General features: G+C 39.6%; 15 protein-coding genes and 1 pseudogene. 5 read left to right on the top strand and 11 right to left on the bottom strand.

From position 1 onward, the window contains the following. Positions 1 to 7: 7 nt before the first annotated feature. The 5 genes from I2F62_RS00765 to I2F62_RS00745 form a co-directional block, all read right to left on the bottom strand. Positions 8 to 727 carry a pirin family protein gene (locus I2F62_RS00765; RefSeq protein ID WP_324625123.1) on the bottom strand — a complete coding sequence of 240 codons (720 nt, stop codon included), beginning with the start codon at positions 725 to 727 and terminating at the stop codon, positions 8 to 10. A 101-nt stretch (positions 728 to 828) separates the two neighbouring features. Beyond that, complete coding sequence (locus tag I2F62_RS00760) at positions 829 to 1,524, bottom strand: PqiC family protein (RefSeq protein WP_324625122.1); 696 nt, start codon at positions 1,522 to 1,524, stop codon at positions 829 to 831. Then, a complete protein-coding gene (locus I2F62_RS00755; RefSeq protein ID WP_324625121.1) occupies positions 1,514 to 3,160 on the bottom strand; it encodes an intermembrane transport protein PqiB in 1,647 nt (548 codons plus the stop codon). The genes I2F62_RS00760 and I2F62_RS00755 overlap by 11 nt, the downstream gene beginning before the upstream one ends. A 1-nt stretch (position 3,161) precedes the next feature. Next, on the bottom strand, positions 3,162 to 3,926 hold the full coding sequence (locus I2F62_RS00750; protein WP_324625120.1) for a paraquat-inducible protein A: 765 nt from the start codon (positions 3,924 to 3,926) through the stop codon (positions 3,162 to 3,164). Further along, complete coding sequence (locus I2F62_RS00745) at positions 3,923 to 4,564, bottom strand: paraquat-inducible protein A (protein WP_324625119.1); 642 nt, start codon at positions 4,562 to 4,564, stop codon at positions 3,923 to 3,925. Before I2F62_RS00745 ends, I2F62_RS00750 begins: the two co-directional genes overlap by 4 nt. Before the next feature lie 235 nt (positions 4,565 to 4,799). On the opposite strand from I2F62_RS00745, the gene cas1f reads away from it, so the two are divergent. Further along, complete coding sequence (gene cas1f / locus I2F62_RS00740; RefSeq protein WP_324625118.1) at positions 4,800 to 5,699, top strand: type I-F CRISPR-associated endonuclease Cas1f; 900 nt, start codon at positions 4,800 to 4,802, stop codon at positions 5,697 to 5,699. Between the two features lie 239 nt (positions 5,700 to 5,938). Here the strand turns inward: cas1f and I2F62_RS00735 are convergent, their stop codons facing one another. Then, a complete protein-coding gene (locus I2F62_RS00735; protein WP_324625117.1) occupies positions 5,939 to 6,382 on the bottom strand; it encodes a universal stress protein in 444 nt (147 codons plus the stop codon). A gap of 227 nt (positions 6,383 to 6,609) precedes the next feature. Continuing rightward, on the bottom strand, positions 6,610 to 8,733 hold the full coding sequence (locus tag I2F62_RS00730) for a TonB-dependent siderophore receptor (RefSeq protein ID WP_324625116.1): 2,124 nt from the start codon (positions 8,731 to 8,733) through the stop codon (positions 6,610 to 6,612). 232 nt (positions 8,734 to 8,965) lie between these two features. On the opposite strand from I2F62_RS00730, the gene I2F62_RS00725 reads away from it, so the two are divergent. Next, positions 8,966 to 9,631 carry a pseudouridine synthase gene (locus tag I2F62_RS00725; RefSeq protein WP_324625115.1) on the top strand — a complete coding sequence of 222 codons (666 nt, stop codon included), beginning with the start codon at positions 8,966 to 8,968 and terminating at the stop codon, positions 9,629 to 9,631. 109 nt (positions 9,632 to 9,740) lie between these two features. Then, positions 9,741 to 10,112 (top strand): ribonuclease E inhibitor RraB, encoded by a 372-nt coding sequence (locus I2F62_RS00720; protein ID WP_324625114.1) that lies wholly within the window; start codon positions 9,741 to 9,743, stop codon positions 10,110 to 10,112. A gap of 65 nt (positions 10,113 to 10,177) precedes the next feature. Here I2F62_RS00720 and I2F62_RS00715 read toward each other — a convergent pair whose 3' ends face one another. Next, positions 10,178 to 11,485, bottom strand: coding sequence for an MFS transporter (locus I2F62_RS00715; protein ID WP_324625113.1), 1,308 nt, complete (start codon positions 11,483 to 11,485; stop codon positions 10,178 to 10,180). Positions 11,486 to 11,894: 409 nt separating this feature from the next. Here I2F62_RS00715 and I2F62_RS00710 point away from each other — a divergent pair. Continuing rightward, positions 11,895 to 12,512 (top strand): annotated as a pseudogene (locus I2F62_RS00710) (ribonucleotide-diphosphate reductase subunit beta); the annotation flags it as partial. A gap of 272 nt (positions 12,513 to 12,784) precedes the next feature. On the opposite strand, the gene I2F62_RS00705 reads toward I2F62_RS00710, so the two are convergent. Beyond that, on the bottom strand, positions 12,785 to 13,375 hold the full coding sequence (locus I2F62_RS00705) for a hypothetical protein (protein WP_324625112.1): 591 nt from the start codon (positions 13,373 to 13,375) through the stop codon (positions 12,785 to 12,787). Between the two features lie 401 nt (positions 13,376 to 13,776). Here I2F62_RS00705 and I2F62_RS00700 point away from each other — a divergent pair, with 401 nt between their 5' ends. Continuing rightward, entirely contained in the window at positions 13,777 to 15,057 is a 1,281-nt protein-coding gene (locus I2F62_RS00700; protein WP_324625111.1) for a carbohydrate porin, read from the top strand. 58 nt (positions 15,058 to 15,115) lie between these two features. On the opposite strand, the gene I2F62_RS00695 is transcribed toward I2F62_RS00700, so the two are convergent. Next, positions 15,116 to 17,122, bottom strand: coding sequence for a lipase family alpha/beta hydrolase (locus tag I2F62_RS00695; protein WP_324625110.1), 2,007 nt, complete (start codon positions 17,120 to 17,122; stop codon positions 15,116 to 15,118). A 119-nt stretch (positions 17,123 to 17,241) separates the two neighbouring features. Then, positions 17,242 to 18,165 (bottom strand): ABUW_2363 family tetratricopeptide repeat lipoprotein, encoded by a 924-nt coding sequence (locus I2F62_RS00690; RefSeq protein ID WP_324625109.1) that lies wholly within the window; start codon positions 18,163 to 18,165, stop codon positions 17,242 to 17,244. Between the last annotated feature and the right edge of the window lie 86 nt (positions 18,166 to 18,251).

Genomic DNA, 18,251 nt, shown 5'->3' with positions numbered 1-18,251 from the left:
GTTGGTTTTAGATTTGCGGTAATTCGTTTGGACGCAGATCAAAAATTAAAACGTCTGCATTTTGGCCTTGGCTGAAATGCAAGTTTTGTGCGCTACGAATGCGTGCAGCATCGCCGGCATGAAACATTTGCCCATTGATATCAACCGAACCTTTGGCAACATGCACATATACATAGCGATGCTCGGCAACCTCGAAATTGGCTTGTTCCGCGCCATCAAACAAACCTGAATAAATGTTAATGTCTTGTTTGATGCTTAAGGTTTTCTCAGCAGCATTCGGTGTAATCATTAAATGAAATTTACCGCGTTTATCTTCATCGGCAATATGCAGTTGCTGATAACTTGGTGTGCTATTGGCTTGATTGGGTACAATCCAAATTTGTAAAAAATGGACATTGTCGGTTGCTGAATGATTAAACTCGCTGTGTGCAATGCCAGCGCCTGCACTCATCAATTGAATATCTCCCGGCACAATGATTGAACCCGTTCCCATAGAATCTTTATGTGCTAAAGCACCTTCAAGCACATAGGAAATAATTTCCATGTTTTGATGGGGATGTGTGCCAAAACCTTTTGAAGGACTTACGGTATCATCATTAATCACCAATAAATCAGAGAAGCCGACTTGTTTGGGATCCCAATAATTTGCAAAAGAGAAACTATGCTGTGAATGCAACCAGCCGTGTTGAGCTGTACCACGGTCTTTTGCCAAGCGCATATCGAACATAAGAATTCTCCTTATTAATGAAATCTGTGGTTATTTTATCGTAATACAAAAGCACATAAACTCTCACGAATGAGAGTTTATGTTGCATATTTAGCACGATCTTAGCCACAAATTGCAACAGGTACCTGTGTTGTTCCTTTCTCAGATGCAATCACCGTATTTGAAATAGCAGTGATGACACGATTTAAAGCACTACGCGATGCATTTACGGTATCTGGAATTTTAAATGGGCTTGCAATGGTTTGATTAAACGTCATTCGGCAGCTCAGTGAGCGCGCTACATTCGATGCATTCACAGGGTTTGCGATAATGGGTTTAATCGTCCAGCTCACTTCAACTTCAACGCGGTTATGATTGGGGTTAGATGCCGATTGAATCGTATCGAAACGTGAAAAGTCTGTTGCAATCCGGTAGGCAATTTTGCCATTGGGCATGCCACTGCTATAGCGGTCGACTGCACCGAGCTGTTGTTGTAACCCTGCCGATAAACTGTCATGCAGTTCAACGGCTAAATTAGACGTCCAACGGTCGTTATCTAAAATTTTTGCCTGACCTTGTTCGCTATTAATCATCAGCGACGCACGGTCTAAACGGTCAGGTAAATTGACCGGCAATAACTCGATGACGCGTAAGGTGGGTTGCGCGGTGGGTACTACACGCGGCGCAAGCGTGTAGTAGTTCGGTGTTACTGAACTTGAGCATGCCGTTAGCCCAAGTGCAGCAAGGCTAAATAAGCCTGCTGTTGTACGATAAACAGTTGAAGAAAAACGCACGCGATGTAATGTCTTATTTCTCATTTTTCTTCTCTCCCGGTTTACCACGAATTAAAGATTCAGGATGTTGTTCAATATAATCCGACATTAATTGTAATGATGCTGCGGTGCGCGTCACTTGCTGTAAGGCACGGCGTAAATCTTGTTGCATTGGTGCATCGCCCGATAAAATCGATTCGGTAGATTGCATGGTTTTACGTGCATCATTTAAGGTGGCTTGGAAATCTGGCGCCACTTTAGTGTCGAGTTGTTTGACCAGTTTATCTGTCGATTCGATGGTGGTATTCATACTCTTTAATGTTTTTCTGACATCTGCACCAATTTCCGTAATTGGGAATTTGCTGACTTTATCTGCAATTTCAGAAACTTGTGCTTGTAGGCTGTTGAGTTCAGGCGGTGTAGTTGGCACTTCAACAACGCCGTTTTCATGTTGGATTAAACCCACAGGCGGTGCTTTCGGGAATTTATCAAAGGCAATATAATTTTGCCCAGTTAATAAGCTGCCGGTACGCATTTGCGCGCGCCATCCGTTATCAATAAAGCGTTTGAAAATAATGCCTGTTGGGTCTAATTCTTTGCCATTGGCTAGGCGAGAAGGATAGAGCACTGCATCGACACGCATGCGTAATTTACGATAATGTTGATCAAACTCAACATTAATGGCGGTTACATCACCAATATTAATGCCCATAAAGTCGACAGGAGCACCCACAGCGAGACCACGTAAAGAGGTGTCAAAATACATAATCACACGATGCGGTTTGCCATCTGGGATTTTTAACGCATCAACCCGAGAATTCCACAGATTAAAATGACTTTGAGCCGGTGCAACACCCGCATTGGAATTGTCTGGATAACCAAATGCAATACCGCCTGCAACAATGGTCGCTAAAGACTGTGTATTTAAGCTAAAGCCAGAAGCATTTAGGCTGACATCTACACCACTGGCTTGCCAAAAACGCGCATCGGTGGTGACAAATTTATCGTATGGCGCGCGAATAAAAGTTTGTAATTCAACATGCTGACCATCTTTAGATAAATTATAAGCGGTAATTTGACCCACATTAATCCGTCGATAATAAATCGGAGAGCCAATATCTAACGAGCCTAAATCATCCGCAGTGAGGAAAAAGACTTTACCTTGTACATCTGACGGCACAACGGGCGGAGTTTCTAAACCGACAAACTGATCTTGCTTGGTGGTTGCTTTGCCGCCATCAACTTCAATATACGACCCTGAAAGCAAGGTGTCGATGCCTGAAACACCACTGGTGCCAATGCGAGGGCGCACTACCCAAAAACGTGCATCTTTTGCTGCAAAACCGCGGCTGTCTTTACTGAGCTCAATTTCTGCAATCACATGTGAATTGTCTGGTGCCAAATGAATTTTTCGCACCAAACCAATATTAACTTGTTTATAGCGCACAGTGGTTTTACCTGCTTCTAGGCCATCGGCGGTTTTAAATGAAACTTCGATGGTTGGGCCGCGATCCCAAACCGCTTTGACTGCCAAAGAAAGGGCAATCAGTAAGGCAATTAAAGGAATCAGCCAAATAAAGGAAATACTAAAACGCGATTTCTTTTTTTTCGGCTCAGGTACAGGCGGCAGTTCATTAGACTGCGCAGGCGGAGGGGTCGTTGTTGGATCGTTATCAGTCATATTAAGGTTCATTAAATGAGTTGGAATGAGAAATATCTGAAAATACTTGTGAATATGGCTGTGCCGCTGTTGGGTTATTGGCTTGATTTGGATGGTTGGCGTAATAGCTATCCCAAATCATTCGAGGGTCAAAGCTAAGCGAGGCGAGCATGGTTAAAATAACTACTGCGCCAAAAGCCACTGCACCCGGGCCAGCTAAAATAGTGGCTAAGGATTGAATTTGAATTAGTGCAGTGAGCAAACTCACCACAAAAACATCAATCATCGACCAACGGCCAATAAATTCGACCACGCGGTATAACATGCTACAATGCTGAGGGCTAAAGCGCCAATGGCCTCGCGCCTGCATTGTTAGAGTAATCAGCAAAAAACTTAGAATAAATAATTTTACTAGTGGAATGAAAATACTGGCCATAAAAATCACCGACGCCACCAAGTAATCACCCGATTGCCAAAAGAAGACCACACCACTCATAATGGTATCTTGCTGGTTGCCGAGCAGAGAATTGGTAATGGTCATGGGCAGAATGTTGGCAGGAATATATAAAATGGTCGCGGTGATTAAAAAAGCAAAAGTCTTTTGCAAACTTTGCGGCTTACGAAAATGTAAAGGCGTTTTGCATCTAGGGCATTTTTGCGTGGAATCTTCAGGTTGCTTTGAACGTGGCGTTAAACGCCCACAGCAATGGCAGCGCAATAAGGATAAATCTTTAGCGCGGATCAGCGGTGCTTCGGATGCTGCATACTCATCTTGGATATTGTTCATGGCAGCTTCCGATCAATAGCATCCCAAATATCTTGGACTTGAATGGCATTTAAAAAAACCATAAATAAACTCAGTGCGGCAAACGCCCACAAGGCAATTTCAGGAATGACGAGTACCATATCAATCAGTTTAACTAGCGTGACCAAGATACCAATTAAAAACACCTCAACCATAGCCCAAACTCGAAATACATGTAATGTTCTAAGTGCTATGCGCATCAACGGTGGGCGTTGTTTAAACCAACTTATACTGGCATAAATATAAACCAATAATACAAGATTAATCAGGGGAATAAAAAATGTCGTAGCCACTAAAATAAAGCCGACAAAACCACGGTGGATATGAAACATCGTCCACGCTGCACCCAACAAAGTCGTTTCCATGCTGTTGCCTTGAACTTCGACTTTTACAATAGGGAAACTGTTGGCCACGATAAAAATAATCAGTGCAGTTAAGACCAACGCAAGCAAGCGGTTAAACGACTTCACCTCTCGATAAAGTTCTGCACCACAGCAAACACAAATTGCCTTTTCACCCAATGCCAAAGGAATTCGTTGATAAAGTGCGTCGCATTCCTCACAGCTTGTGAATTGGGTGAGTTGTTGTGTATGTTGATTGGATATAGGGATTTGGGTCATAGCAGAGATACGCCCTAAAAGGCCTTATTTTGAATACGATGTCATCTCGGTTTATATATCACCATCAAGGATAAAAAGTCGAGCGTTGTTTTGAAATTCTACCTTGAAGGTTGGTTTATAGAAAAGATATATTTTTATTGCGACTTAATTTGTCGTACTCAGTAGAGTATATACTTTTAAAATAAGGGGGGTGTGCTATTTTAAATATTAATAATTTCATAAATGTAGAATAAAAATGGAACAACTTGCACCTTCAGACTTAAAAGCCATTTTACACTCTAAGCGCGCAAATATTTATTACTTAGAACACGCTAGAGTCATGCAAAAAGATGGTCGTGTGTTGTATTTGACCGAAGCTAAAAATGAAAATCAATATTGGAATATCCCGATTGCCAATACCACGGTAATTTTACTTGGTACAGGCACATCCATCACGCAAGCCGCCATGCGTATGCTTGCCAGTGCAGGTGTTTTGGTTGGTTTTTGTGGTGGTGGAGGTACGCCATTATTTATGGGATGTGAAATTGAGTGGATGATGCCACAAAGTGAATATCGCCCGACGGAATATATGCAAAATTGGATGAGTTTTTGGTTTGATGATGCCAAGCGCTTAGAAGTCGCAAAACAATTTCAATACGCACGAATCGAATTTATTCGCAAAATTTGGGCAAAAGATAAAGACTTAAATGATGCAGGCTTTGCACTGGATGATGCCGATATTCAAACCGCACTGAATGGGTTTGAAACTAAAATTCCACATCAAAGCAAAGTTGGGGATTTATTGCTTGCTGAAGCGATGACCACTAAACAGCTTTATAAAATTGCGGCCACACGTTGTAAATTGGGTTTTGAACGTAATCCTGAACAAGGGGATTTAGCCAATGACTTTTTGAATCATGGCAATTATTTGGCGTATGGATTAGCTGCAACCACGTTATGGGTTCTAGGAATTAGCCATTCTTTTGCAGTGATGCATGGAAAAACTCGGCGTGGTGCGTTGGTGTTTGATGTGGCTGATTTAATCAAGGATGCTGTGGTTTTACCTTATGCTTTTATTTGTGCCAAAGAGAGTATGACTGAGCAGGAATTTCGTCAGCAGATTTTGCAAAAATTTAGTGAACATAAAGCCATTTAGAAACTATGATTATTTTAGTACTCATAATTCTAATAGTTCATGGCGACATACGCCATTTAGAAAAAGATTGTTCGACCAACAATCACGCGAAATGTGTTCATGGCGACATACATCATTTAAACCCATACATCGATCCATTCTGCAGAAAGAGCAGGGCACTCGTGAGATGAATTATCCCAAATGAAGATAGAGCAAAACACATTCCTAAAAATATATTTTGCTCATACAAATCATGATGTTTATTCTCGAACCACTAAAACAGGCACATGGGCTTCGCTTAATAACGCTTGAGTTACACTTCCTAGAACAAACTTTTTAAAGCCTTTACGGCCATGCGAGCCAATAACAATTAAATCGGCTTTAATATCGGTTGTAGTATTTACAATTTCTTTATAAATACTTTGCCCTTCAATAATTTGCGTTTCAATTTCAATGCCTTCACTTGCAAATATGGTTTTTGTTTCAGTTAAAATATCCTGAATTTCCTCTTTGACTTTATTGATATAATCTTTTGAAAATTCAGCACTGTTTACAAATTCCACGCCCACAAAAGGATCAACGGTTAATACGCAAATTGCAGTAATACGACTGTTAAAAGCTTTTGCAAGCGACGCTGCATGTTGAATTGCAACTTTTGATGTAGAAGACCCATCTACAGGAATAAGAATATGTTGGTAGCTCATTTTTATCTCCGTTCTCTTTCTTTATGTGTTATTCCTTTTTTAAGGAATACTGACGCAATGATTGCGTTTCTTTTTAATTGATTTTATTTTAACACAGTTTGTATTTTTGGTTGTATTTTATACGAAGCTATTCATCGGAACGCCTGAACAGACGCTCCAATAAATTTCATATTTTTGTAGTTAAAACATACAACAAGAGCATAAATGCTTTATCTATCGGCTACTTTTTAAAATTGCCACTGCATAGATAAAGATGCATTTATCGGGTCGCCTGGTTGAATCCACATGTCACTATAGCTTTCAACCGAATAGGTTTTATCAAACAGGTTATTTAGGTTAAATTGATAACGTAATCTAGAATTCGGCGCATAATAAGCATTCAAATTTACAACCGTATAAGCTGCTAATTTTAAGTTGCCCTGATCGTTTTGTGTGCCATTTCGACTTCCCACATAAACCACATTGCCACCTATTCCCGCTTTACGATCACCATCATCAAGCAGGGTATAGTTTAGACTTAAATTGGCATTGTGCTTAGGAATGCTATTTAACCGTGTGCCTTTGGCAATGCTGGTATCTTGGGTGATAATCGCATTGGTATAGGTATAATTGGCGGATACATTCAACTTCGATGCCAACTCGGTTTGCAAGCTGAGCTCGATGCCTTGGCTACGTGCTTCACCTGCGGCATATTGATAGCTCGGATCTTTCGGGTCGATGGTTAAAGCATTACGTTTTTTCATATGAAAAAGTGCCGCAGTGAATAAACTAGTATCGCTAGGTTGGAATTTTGAGCCTAATTCATAACTTTCACCTTTTTCTGGTGCAAAAACTTGGCCGTTTGCATCGGTGCCCGTATTTAACGCAAAAGATTTACCATAGTTGCTATAAAACGATAACGCATCATTCAGTTTGTAATTTACGCCAACACGCGGTGAAACTTCATTAAAGATTTTATTGGAAGACGCCGCATTCACATAATTGTCTAGGCTTTGTTTAACATGGTCGAAGCGCCCACCGAGTAAAATACTCCATTGGTCATTCAAGAACATTTGATCTTGCAAGTTCAGCGCCGCTGTATCTTGCACTTCATGGGTATTGGTGAACATGCCCATATGGTTTGGATAGTCACCATACTGTGGATGATTTACGTTAATTTGGTTCACGCAGTAGCGCGCAGAATTGCTGTATCCACCATTAATGCGTCCTGCACGACCATTGTCACAACGCAACTGACTTTGATTAAAAACCAATCTTCCAATTTCAGTACCAATTAAAACTTCGTGTCTAGCCCATGCCGTATCAATGGTACCTAAAATTTCGCTTTGCGCGAGTAAATCTTTAGTGAAAGTATAACGCTCACGCCGTTGGCGGTTTAATGTTTCAGCATTATTTTCAAAACTTCGTGGTTCATTGGAACTACCTGTAATTTTGCCTTGCTTGTAGCTTATGGCGCTATTCAGCTTCCAATCATCATTAATTTGATGGATTAAATTGAACTGATAAAATTGGTCGCTCACCTTATTTTGATCGGCAGAGGGTTCACCTGTAAAGGTTTTACGATTCATTAAAATTTGACCTTGGTAGGCGCTAATCCCTCGGTCGAACAAGCCTTTTTGCTGCGTGATTTCACTGTCAAAATTAAGCTGGGTTTGGTCGGAAATTTTCCAACTTAATTGTGGTGAAATAAACCAACGCTGGCTGTTCACTTCATCGCGAAAACTTTGGTTATCTTCATGTGCAAGGGCAACGCGATACGCCAGTTGATCATTGATTGGCGCTGTATATTCCACACTTGCACGATATTTTTCTTCGGTATTGCCACGCAAATAAAGCTCGCCTTGCGGTTCCCATTGCGGTTGTTTGGCGTTGATATTCAGTAAACCGCCCATTTCACCACGACCATACATGGCAGCAGCAGGGCCTTTTAGAAAATCAATCGATTTAATATTGACCATATCGCGTGGCGCACTCAAGCCGCGATTGACACTCAAACCATTCCGAATAACGGTAGAACTAACATTCGGGTCGGTGGTAAAACCACGAATGGAGTAGTTATCCCAGAAACCACCGCCATAATTGTTCTGTGCATAGACACCATTGACCAATTGAATTGCTTTATCAATACGTTGTATGTCTTGTTGCTTTAAAATTTCTTCAGATAAAAAATTGCGACTAAAGGGTACATCCATGATGTTGTGGTTGAATTTTGTGCTTGAAGATGTGTGTTGATCATCTTCTTTATCTGCAGTTTTGACCGTAATGGTTGGAAGGGTGTCCTCTGTTTTATTGTCACCCCAAGATAAAACAGGTAATAAAACAAGCCCCAAAAGATAAGATTTGCGCTGCATAGTAAACTGACTCAAATGTAGAGATAAAATTTAATTGTTATAGTATAACATTTTATTTTATATTTTTGTAGTTCATCAACTTAGAAAAATTCATTTAATATTCGCGGTATTCTTTGGCTATTTCGCTAAAAATCAAAAATTCAAAACAGCTGTATATCTTTCTATTGGATGATCGGATTGACGAACACAGCACAGCTTGCTATGTTGCCCATTTTTATTGCAGCTAAAATTTATGTCCTTGAATGATGCTTTTGTTTATTGCCCGCCACAACAACCGCTAAGCATTTTATTTGAAGATGACGACCTGATTATTATCGATAAACCTGCGGGTTTATTGTCAGTGATGGGGCGAAAACCCGAACATCAGGACAGTGCATATTTACGTATTTTAGAACAGTACCCACAAGCAAAAGTGACCCATCGTTTAGACATGGCGACTTCGGGTATTTTAATGTTTGCTAAACATCGCGATGCAGAAGTGGCGGTCAGTAAAATGTTTCAAGCACGGCAAGTGAATAAGCATTATATTGCTTTGGTACAAGGTGAAATTGCAGAAAATGGCTGTGTCGATGTGCCATTAATTACCGATTGGGAAAATCGCCCTCGTCAAATTGTGCATTTTGAACTGGGTAAGTCAGCCCAAACGCTGTATGAACGTCTAGATTATGATTTAACAACGGATCAAAGCCGTGTGCGTTTAGAACCCATTACCGGTCGCTCACATCAGTTACGAGTGCATATGCAACATTTGGGGCATCCGATTATGGGCGACAAGCTGTATCATCCACAGCCGAAAAATTTTGCGCTAAGCCGTATGGCGCTACATGCTGCGGCATTATCATTCGAGCATCCGTTACAAAAAATAGCCATGCAAATTACCTCAATCATCCCATTTTAATCTTGGGCGGCAAGGTGGATTCAAGTTGAAAAAATGTCACTATAAAACCGTCATTATTTTACGTTAAGATGTTCTTTTCTTCAGTAACAACAAAAAAAGGATACGATACATGAGCCGCGATTTCCAAAAATTCCCCAACGATGATAATGGCAATGTACTTTGGCAAATGGTTGAAGATGGTGGTGATTTAAGCCAACCGCACGAAATTGAATTTATTCTTGCATTCAAAACACTGACCGATGCACAAACCTGTGCTTTGTATTTACTCGATCAAGAACAGCGAATTTCGCTTGCCCAAGATGAGCAAATTGAACCGAACGAATGGCAAGTTTCTGTTTATATTTTGATTGAACCAGATTATGAAGATATTGTCGATTTAGAAAATTGGTTCACTAAAATTGCCACAGAATTTCAAGGCGAGTACGCAGGCTGGGAATGCAGCAGCTATTTTTTTGACGTTTACGATGACGAAGAAGCATAAACAGAACAAATAAAAAACGCCGAGTGTGTCGGCGTTTTTTATGGGGTTTAATTGAAGTCAATCGCTTAAATTTGATGATTTACATCAATATTTTTGGTTTCACGAATGCACATGAATGCCAACATTGAAACGATTGCTGCAGCAGATAAATAGAAACCTACAGCACCAATGCCATACGTTTGCGCAAGTTTGGTTGCAATTAACGGCGCAAAAGAAGCACCCAAAATTCCGGCCAAGTTAAAGGTTAAAGCAGAACCCGTGTAACGTACTGAAGTTGGGAAAATTTCAGATAAAACCGTTCCAATCGGACCATACGTTAAACCCATAATGCCTAAACCAAGCGATAAGAAACAAACAATTGCAACAGGGTTATTGGCAACCAAGAAGTAAGGAAACACAAGTCCAAAAAGTGCAGTGATCGCACAAATGGTAATAGATGTGGTCTTACGGCCGAATTTTTCCGCTAAAATGGCTGAAACAGGGATAAAAATTGCAAAGCAGATGGTTGCAATCAATTGCATTTTTAAGAAGTCACTACGGGTATAATCCAATGCCGTTGTGCCCCAGTTCAATGCAAATACCGTCATTAAATAGAACAAAACAAAGGTACATACTGCACCAAGCGTACCTAAAACGAGCATTTTAGTATGTTTGGTCACGACTTCTTTAAATGGAATGTTGGCTTCTTTTTGCTTGTCTAAAACACGTTGGAACGCAGGAGTTTCATGCAATTTCAAACGAATATATAGCCCAACAATCACCAATAAAGAACTGGCAATAAACGGTAAACGCCAGCCCCATTGTAAAAAGGCATCGTTCGACAACACCGCACCTAAAATTAAAAATGAGCTTGCAGCAAAGATAAAACCAATCGGCGCGCCCAATTGTGGGAACATACCGTACCATGCACGCTGACCTTCAGGGGCATTTTCAGTTGCCAATAAAATTGCGCCACTCCATTCACCACCTAGACCTAAGCCTTGCCCTAAACGGCAAAGTGCCAATAATAATGGTGCAAGAATACCAATATGCGCATAGGTTGGAAGTAAACCAATACACACTGTTGAAATACCCATTAATAACAGCGCGGCAACTAAGGTGGCTTTACGTCCAATACGGTCACCTAAATGCCCGAACAGAGCGGCACCAATTGGGCGTGCAATAAATGCAATAGAAAAAGTTGCAAGCGATTGCAGTACCGCAGCACCATTACTACTGGCTGGAAAAAATAAATGTGGAAAGACCAATACTGCCGCTGTGGCATAAATATAAAAGTCAAAAAACTCGATTGTTGTTCCGACCAAACTGGCAATTAAAACCCGTGCCTTAGAGTTTGGATTTGCAGAAATCTCTATTGTTTGTGAATACGACATGATCAACCATACACTTTTCAAAAATCAAAAAAACGTTATTTAATCTAACGCTAGATAGACCATTCATTTTAAATTTAATAAAGGTGAATGGTCAGCCATACGATGCATCTTTACAGCACATGCTGTCATTGATATCTAAACCTATGATGCTAGTATGCAGATATTTGAATGACGATTCATACTAAAATAATCGGATTTTTTGAAAAACTTTCTTAGTAAAATTCAGCTTTTAGGCTAAAAATGGGAAAAAATTACGAATAAGTCGCTATAGAATGCCAACTTTCTAGTACAGAATTGTTTAAAATGAGAAATAATTTTCGAAATGCACTTAATTTTGCAATAATTTGTTCAACTTTGGGTATTGCAGCGGTCAATGCACAGGCAGCCGAGGTTTTTGATCCCCATGGACAATATGTATCACGAGATTCCAAGTGTTGCACGTAAAGCAGCGTGGGGCTTGAAATATACGCAGTCTTTGAGTGATCCAAAGTTTGAAACAGGAACGCCTGAAAAAGATCAGCAATTGCTTCGTAATTTAATTGCGTTCTATTGCGTGCTTGAAGGGATTTTCTTCTATTGTGGCTTTACTCAAATTTTGAGTATGGGTCGTCGCAATAAGATGAATGGTGTTTCTGAACAGTTCCAGTATATTTTGCGTGATGAGTCGATGCATGTGAACTTCGGGATCGATATGATTAACCAAATCAAAATCGAAAACCCACATTTGTGGACAGCAGAGTTCCAAGAAGAAGCAACGCAAATGATTTTAGAAGGCACCATGCTCGAAATTGAATATGCACGTGACACCATGCCACGTGGTGTATTGGGTATGAATGCAGCGATGATGGAAGAATATTTAAAATTCATCTGTAACCGCCGTCTAGCTCAGCTTGGTTTACCTGAGCAATATCCTGGCGTGAACAATCCATTCCAATGGATGTCTGAAATGATGGACTTGCGTAAAGAGAAGAATTTATTTGAAACGCGTGTTACAGATTATCAGACTGGCGGTGCGTTGAGCTGGTAATAAATTCGTTGTGTTGAACGACACATCAATTGTCATAAATGACACAATGAAAAGGCTGCAATTTGCAGCCTTTTTTACAATTAAAATTAAATATCTTAGGCTAGAAGAGCATTTAAAGGCTCTAGACTACCAGATTCGATCTGTTAGCCTAGAATCATGAGATAAAACAGCAAATGAACTATTTACTCAGTCAAAAGTCACCTAGACTAAATTAACTGAGTTTGTATCAATTTTGCTGAAAGCGTTTCACCTATTGATGATCCTTTCATAGCTTATTTTTCAAACATCTCTTTATATTCTTCCTTAGGCATAAATCGTGATAAATATTGCTGAATAAATATAGCATTGGTTTCAGGGCTTACATGGAATGTTTTTGATTCAAGCTCTATACTTTCGTTTAATTTTCCATTATATTCTAATAAATCTCTAGGCCAAACAGGTAGTGGATTGTCTTTGCTTCCATACTTTGGATTCTTTAACTGATCTTGATTAACATAAGCTGTAAATTTTGTTTCTTTATCAACACTATAAATAAAGTCTATTCTGTTTCTTCCCTGATGATTTCCTTCAAAATAATCAAACATATACAGATTAAAATATTTTTTTGAATTATCGTCATAAAATGTATACCAATACAAAGCTCCTGAATTAGCTCCTCTTTGTAAACCTACAATATATTGTTTATAATCGTTTTTCAACCATCTATCAATAGTAAAAGTTTCGATTTTACTATTATTTAGATAATAATTAACTTCGGTTTCTTCTGCATTATTTCCTTTAAAAAAGAAATAGTTAACTCCCCATGCAAAAAGAGGAACTGCTATTACTAGTCCAATTATATAACCTATTGCCGATCCTTTCATGGCTTATTTCTGTGTTGCAATAACACCAATATTATTTCCATTATCTTTTCCATCAAAATACTCCAATTGTTTCGTTGTATCATCTTCATCATTTCTTTCCCATGCATTCGCTCCCTGATTTATAACAAATCCAATGATTGCTTGTAATATTTTAAAGCATTGCTTTATTTTACGAACATCTACAAATTAAAATTACATCATCTCCTACAATGCGATAAACCATCAAATTATGATCTTTCAACGAATATACTGAACAATTAACAGGTTAATTCTATATACGTATCAGTATGAAAATTCAAGTGAATATTTGTTGATTAAATTTAAAAACACCGCTAAATTTTTGACACTTATTATTGCAAGACAATAATTGGACAATTTTTTTAATAAAGTGGTCAAATCAAATGAACATCAAAGGACTGAAACCATTCAGCATCGCAAGCCTTGTTATTGCAAGCTCTTGTTTTACTTTTACACATGCAGATGATGCCTTTAGTCCTCAGAGCAAATACCTGTTTGGCGACTGGAATGGTCAACGCACAGAATTAGCCAGCAAAGGGATTAATTTTGATGCTAACGTCTATGTCGATACTGACTACCTCGCAGATGGCGGTTATAAACCCCGTGATGGCGTGACTTTTGCGAGTCAACTCTGGTTAGGCAGCAGCCTTGATCTTCAAAAATTATTAGGCTGGAACGGTGTATCTGTTCGTGCCATTGTGACTGCACGTCAAGGTCAAAGTACTACGCCAGAAAATATTTCATACTCAGGCGCGCCTCAAATGGCGAACACACAAGCCACATGGGGACGCGGTAATGTTGACTCACGCCTAACACAGTTATCCATTGAAAAGATTTTCGCAGATACTGGCTGGAGTATGCGTGTCGGTCGTATTGGGATGGGATCCTATTTTAACGTGATGGGATGCGATTTTCAGAGCACTTCGTTTTGTACCGCACAAAATGGCAAATGGATGGGCAATGTTTGGTATAACGAACCTGTAGCACAATGGGCGGGAATCGTTAAATATAAATTCAGCCCTGAACTGTCTGCACAAATTGGAGCATTTGAGTTTAATCCGACCAATATTAAAGAAAATCAGGGGTGGAATTTAAAATCTGATGACGCTGAAGGTGTGACTGTTCCTGTTGAACTCTATTACCAACCCCAACATGGCATAAATCAATTACCTGGCAATTATCGAGTTGGTGTGTTCTATAACAATGCAGATAAAACACAAAATAAAGATGTACTGACTGGCGAACAAAAAGATCGTGCTTATGCAGGCTGGCTCACCATCGATCAACAATTAAGTGCTGTGGATGGTGGTAAACGTGGCTTATATGGATTTAGCAATATTTCATTTCATGACAAAGCCGTGAATAAAATCGACAATACCCAGCAAATCGGGATTCGTTATTTAGGCTTAGTTGATGAATATCCAAATGATATTTTAGGTTTAGCTGCCAACCGTATTCATGTTAATGATCGTTATCGCAAAGGCATTTATAATAAAGGTGCGATTAATCAAGATGCTGAATACAACATCGAACTCAATTATTCTCACTATGTCACGCCATGGTTAATGTTACGTCCAGTGGTGCAATATGTGGTTCAACCCGGAGCGACTGACCATGTGGATAATGCACTGGTACTTGGCTTAACCACCAAAGTGATTTTCTAAAACGCTATTTTTAGTTCGTAACATTTAAAAAAGGGTTGTGTAAACAACCCTTTTTTATTTATTGCGATGGTGTCGATGGCTTATATAAGCCGTGTTGAATCAGATGTAAACGCAGAATCCGGCGTAATTCTAAAACGGCTTCGGGTGTTTCTTGAATAGAATGACCACCAGGGATAATTTTTTCAGAAACCGCACCAGGCAAATGCGCGCTTTCGTAAGGCACAACCCCATCGGTCATAATTTTTGGATCGTTACTTTTGGTAATATTTCCCATCACCGAATGAAAAACTAAACTGGAGGGTGGATTCACATTTCGAGTGAGCTGCATAAATTTCGATTTATAGCTTAAATCGCTTGGGCCATTTTGCACCAAACTGGTATCTAATTGTTTCATCGCATCTTTTAAGTTGGTATCACCTTGAATGGTATCGGTAACAGCGCCAACAAAAGCCACTGGTAAGCGAATAACCCGTCGCGCAATTTTGGTAAACCATAGGTCTGCAAAGGGTGTTCCTTTATGTGGTGATGACAAGAACACAGCACGATCAAAATTTGGAATTTGCGTGAACACTAAGCGCTCAGTGACCACGGTGTCATTTTTATGTTTTTGCAATTTTGGGGATTTCACCAATTTAAAGGCGGCTTGTCGAATATCGTCATTGCTGACCAAAAGTCGAGAAATAATCCCCCCCATACTATGACCAATCAGCACTGCATTAGAATATGCTGGAACTTTCGGATCGACTTGGGCGAAGGTTTGTTGAAGCAGCGCGTAAATTTGGAAACGACTTTCTATAATTGGCATATTGGTCGAATAAAATACTTGCCAAACTTGATAATGCTCGCGCAAAACATTGTCGCCCATAATGTCATTGGTTAAGCGAATCCATGCTTCTGGGCTACTGGCCAAACCATGTACCAAAATAATTACTTTTTTATTGGGATTATACGGCTCAAGCATATAAAGATGCGGCATGAGTATTTTTTGATCGCGGTCAATTAAGCTTAAATATGCCGATTTACCCAAATTATTTTGTGCTAACCAAAGCCCATAAGGGGCAGAGAAGTTTGCAGCGAGTGGAAAATTTTTATGGTCGACCGTAATAGATTCAAATTTATATGGATCGTGTATTTTAATGACCATTGGCGCATGATTCAGTAGCTCTGAAACCGTTGAATTTTCAAACGGTTCAATGGTAATGGTTGTTGCCAAGTAACGTGGCCGATGGATATTCGGATTCACGCCATTTTTAAATTTATAATGCAGTGGGTCTAAAATATATTTGTTTTCTTCTGGGCTTGGCGGATTTTTTAAAATTGTGACGAATTCAGAGCCAAAACCATCGCGGCGGTTAATCGAGCGCAAACCTGAAAAGTTCAGGTTGTAACTTGACATATAATCTTCAATTTGTTGATTTTTTAGCTCTGGAAAATTGCTAAAGTCGATATGGTAAGTCGACTGATTAATCTTAAATTGTTCCAAAGATTGGTTATCTTGTGGTTTGACATTTCGGTACGCCGTCACCAATTTGGCAACGGCTAAATTATAAAAATCGCGGACTTGAACTTGTCTGTTATTAAAAATACGTTGTTGTGGCGCGCGGTTAGATTTAAATAAGTATGCATAACCATAACGCACGCTTTTATCTAACATATTGATTTCTTGCTGTAAGCAGCTAGCGCGACTGATATCGTGCGTGGTGGCCAGTGCTTTGCTTTCACTTTTACACTCGCTACTTTTTTCTAATGTCCCCGCTTTGGCAAGATACAGTTCGCTTGCTGCTGCAAAAACTTGTTCTTCAGGCACTTGCGGTACATTTTGAATATCGGCTAAACAGGCGTTGGGATCATCCATGCAAGCTTTACTTTCGCGGCCCGTCATCGACAATAAATTCAGACTTGCTTCGCTAAGCTTGTCACGGGTTAAAATACTGTCGCGTTCATTGGCAATGGTAATATTTAATGCTTGTTGTTTAACATTCACCACCTGACAGCCAGTTAAAATGACTGGTGAAACAACGCATAACAGAACAGCGTTTCTTAAAAATGGTGTACGTGTAAACATAGGCAACTTAAATACTCTGAATTATGGAAAAATCATACTGAAGTCTAATTTTTTTTCAACGTGCAAAAAGCAATAAACCACCAATTATGGTGGTTTATTTTAAAGATTAAATTACAAAATTAATATTTACCTTGTTTCATTGCTTCAAGATTTTCCCAAACATTGGTACGACCTTGTTTTTGAATTTCTTGAACTAAACGATCAACTACTTTGGCTTCTTGCGGGAATTTCACCTTATAGTTATTTAAGGTGGTCAAAGCGTTGCGTTTTTGCTCGAGGAACAAGTAGTTATTTGTCGCAGATAAATAGGCTTCTTGTACGCCCGCTTTAATCGCTTTATCTAAATATGGAATGGCTTCACGTTGTCCACCGCCTTCAGATAAGCTAAAACCGAACCAGAAATTGGTTTCTGGATCATTCGGGTTCATTTTAATTAGGCGCTGTGCATATTGAAGCGATTTAGTGGTGTACTGCTGACCTAAGTCAAGGTTACGTGCCATTACAGTGGCTTTAAATGCACGAATTAAAACATCGTAAGAGGCATTGTTTGGAGCAGCAAGCGTGTCTAATTGTTGGGTTACTTCACGCAATTTAGATTCATAACCACGACGTTCGTTTTTATCGCTAAAATGAGGTGGATAGTGACGCGCTTTACCTTCAACTAACTGAAGAAAATCATCAATGGTGGTGATATCAACTTCATTTGAGCTTGCAAGTGGCGCATATTTAATGGCAGAGGTTTTGCTATTGACGGTAGGAATAATTAATTTATTGACATCAAAGGTTGCCGATTTTCCTGGATATGAGTCGCTGGTTGCAATCATTTTTGTCACAGGCTGAGCCGCTGCTTTTTTCAATTCAACTTCAAATGCTGGTGGTGCATTATAGTTAAATGGGTTCAAGGCATAAAATGCAGGGCTTGGAGATGGCTCAGTAAACACAATCGGTTCATTCGAAGCGGTATTCTTTTTTTCTGGTATTGCACTACACGCTGCAAGGATAGCGCTTGTGATTGCGAGTGTTACTAATGGTTTTAAACGCATAAGTTTTTTCCCAATTTATTGTCAATGGCTCAATTTATCCAGCATCAGTCTAAGAAAAAGTAAAATGGCATGCAATGTAAAGCGTG

It is taken from the genome of Acinetobacter sp. MD2(2019) (assembly GCF_035615615.1).
In the GTDB taxonomy this organism is placed as follows: domain Bacteria; phylum Pseudomonadota; class Gammaproteobacteria; order Pseudomonadales; family Moraxellaceae; genus Acinetobacter.
Note: the sequence above shows the minus strand (reverse complement) of the source record. Positions and strands in the feature narration are given on the sequence as shown.

What these genes read in the sequence shown, in the direction of transcription:
- I2F62_RS00765 (WP_324625123.1), bottom strand. Translation starts at nt 727, where the DNA reads ATGTTCGATATGCGCTTGGCAAAAGACCGTGGTACAGCTCAACACGGC.
- I2F62_RS00760 (WP_324625122.1), bottom strand. Translation starts at nt 1,524, where the DNA reads ATGAGAAATAAGACATTACATCGCGTGCGTTTTTCTTCAACTGTTTAT.
- I2F62_RS00755 (WP_324625121.1), bottom strand. Translation starts at nt 3,160, where the DNA reads ATGACTGATAACGATCCAACAACGACCCCTCCGCCTGCGCAGTCTAAT.
- I2F62_RS00750 (WP_324625120.1), bottom strand. Translation starts at nt 3,926, where the DNA reads ATGAACAATATCCAAGATGAGTATGCAGCATCCGAAGCACCGCTGATC.
- I2F62_RS00745 (WP_324625119.1), bottom strand. Translation starts at nt 4,564, where the DNA reads ATGACCCAAATCCCTATATCCAATCAACATACACAACAACTCACCCAA.
- cas1f (WP_324625118.1), top strand. Translation starts at nt 4,800, where the DNA reads ATGGAACAACTTGCACCTTCAGACTTAAAAGCCATTTTACACTCTAAG.
- I2F62_RS00735 (WP_324625117.1), bottom strand. Translation starts at nt 6,382, where the DNA reads ATGAGCTACCAACATATTCTTATTCCTGTAGATGGGTCTTCTACATCA.
- I2F62_RS00730 (WP_324625116.1), bottom strand. Translation starts at nt 8,733, where the DNA reads ATGCAGCGCAAATCTTATCTTTTGGGGCTTGTTTTATTACCTGTTTTA.
- I2F62_RS00725 (WP_324625115.1), top strand. Translation starts at nt 8,966, where the DNA reads ATGTCCTTGAATGATGCTTTTGTTTATTGCCCGCCACAACAACCGCTA.
- I2F62_RS00720 (WP_324625114.1), top strand. Translation starts at nt 9,741, where the DNA reads ATGAGCCGCGATTTCCAAAAATTCCCCAACGATGATAATGGCAATGTA.
- I2F62_RS00715 (WP_324625113.1), bottom strand. Translation starts at nt 11,485, where the DNA reads ATGTCGTATTCACAAACAATAGAGATTTCTGCAAATCCAAACTCTAAG.
- I2F62_RS00705 (WP_324625112.1), bottom strand. Translation starts at nt 13,375, where the DNA reads ATGAAAGGATCGGCAATAGGTTATATAATTGGACTAGTAATAGCAGTT.
- I2F62_RS00700 (WP_324625111.1), top strand. Translation starts at nt 13,777, where the DNA reads ATGAACATCAAAGGACTGAAACCATTCAGCATCGCAAGCCTTGTTATT.
- I2F62_RS00695 (WP_324625110.1), bottom strand. Translation starts at nt 17,122, where the DNA reads ATGTTTACACGTACACCATTTTTAAGAAACGCTGTTCTGTTATGCGTT.
- I2F62_RS00690 (WP_324625109.1), bottom strand. Translation starts at nt 18,165, where the DNA reads ATGCGTTTAAAACCATTAGTAACACTCGCAATCACAAGCGCTATCCTT.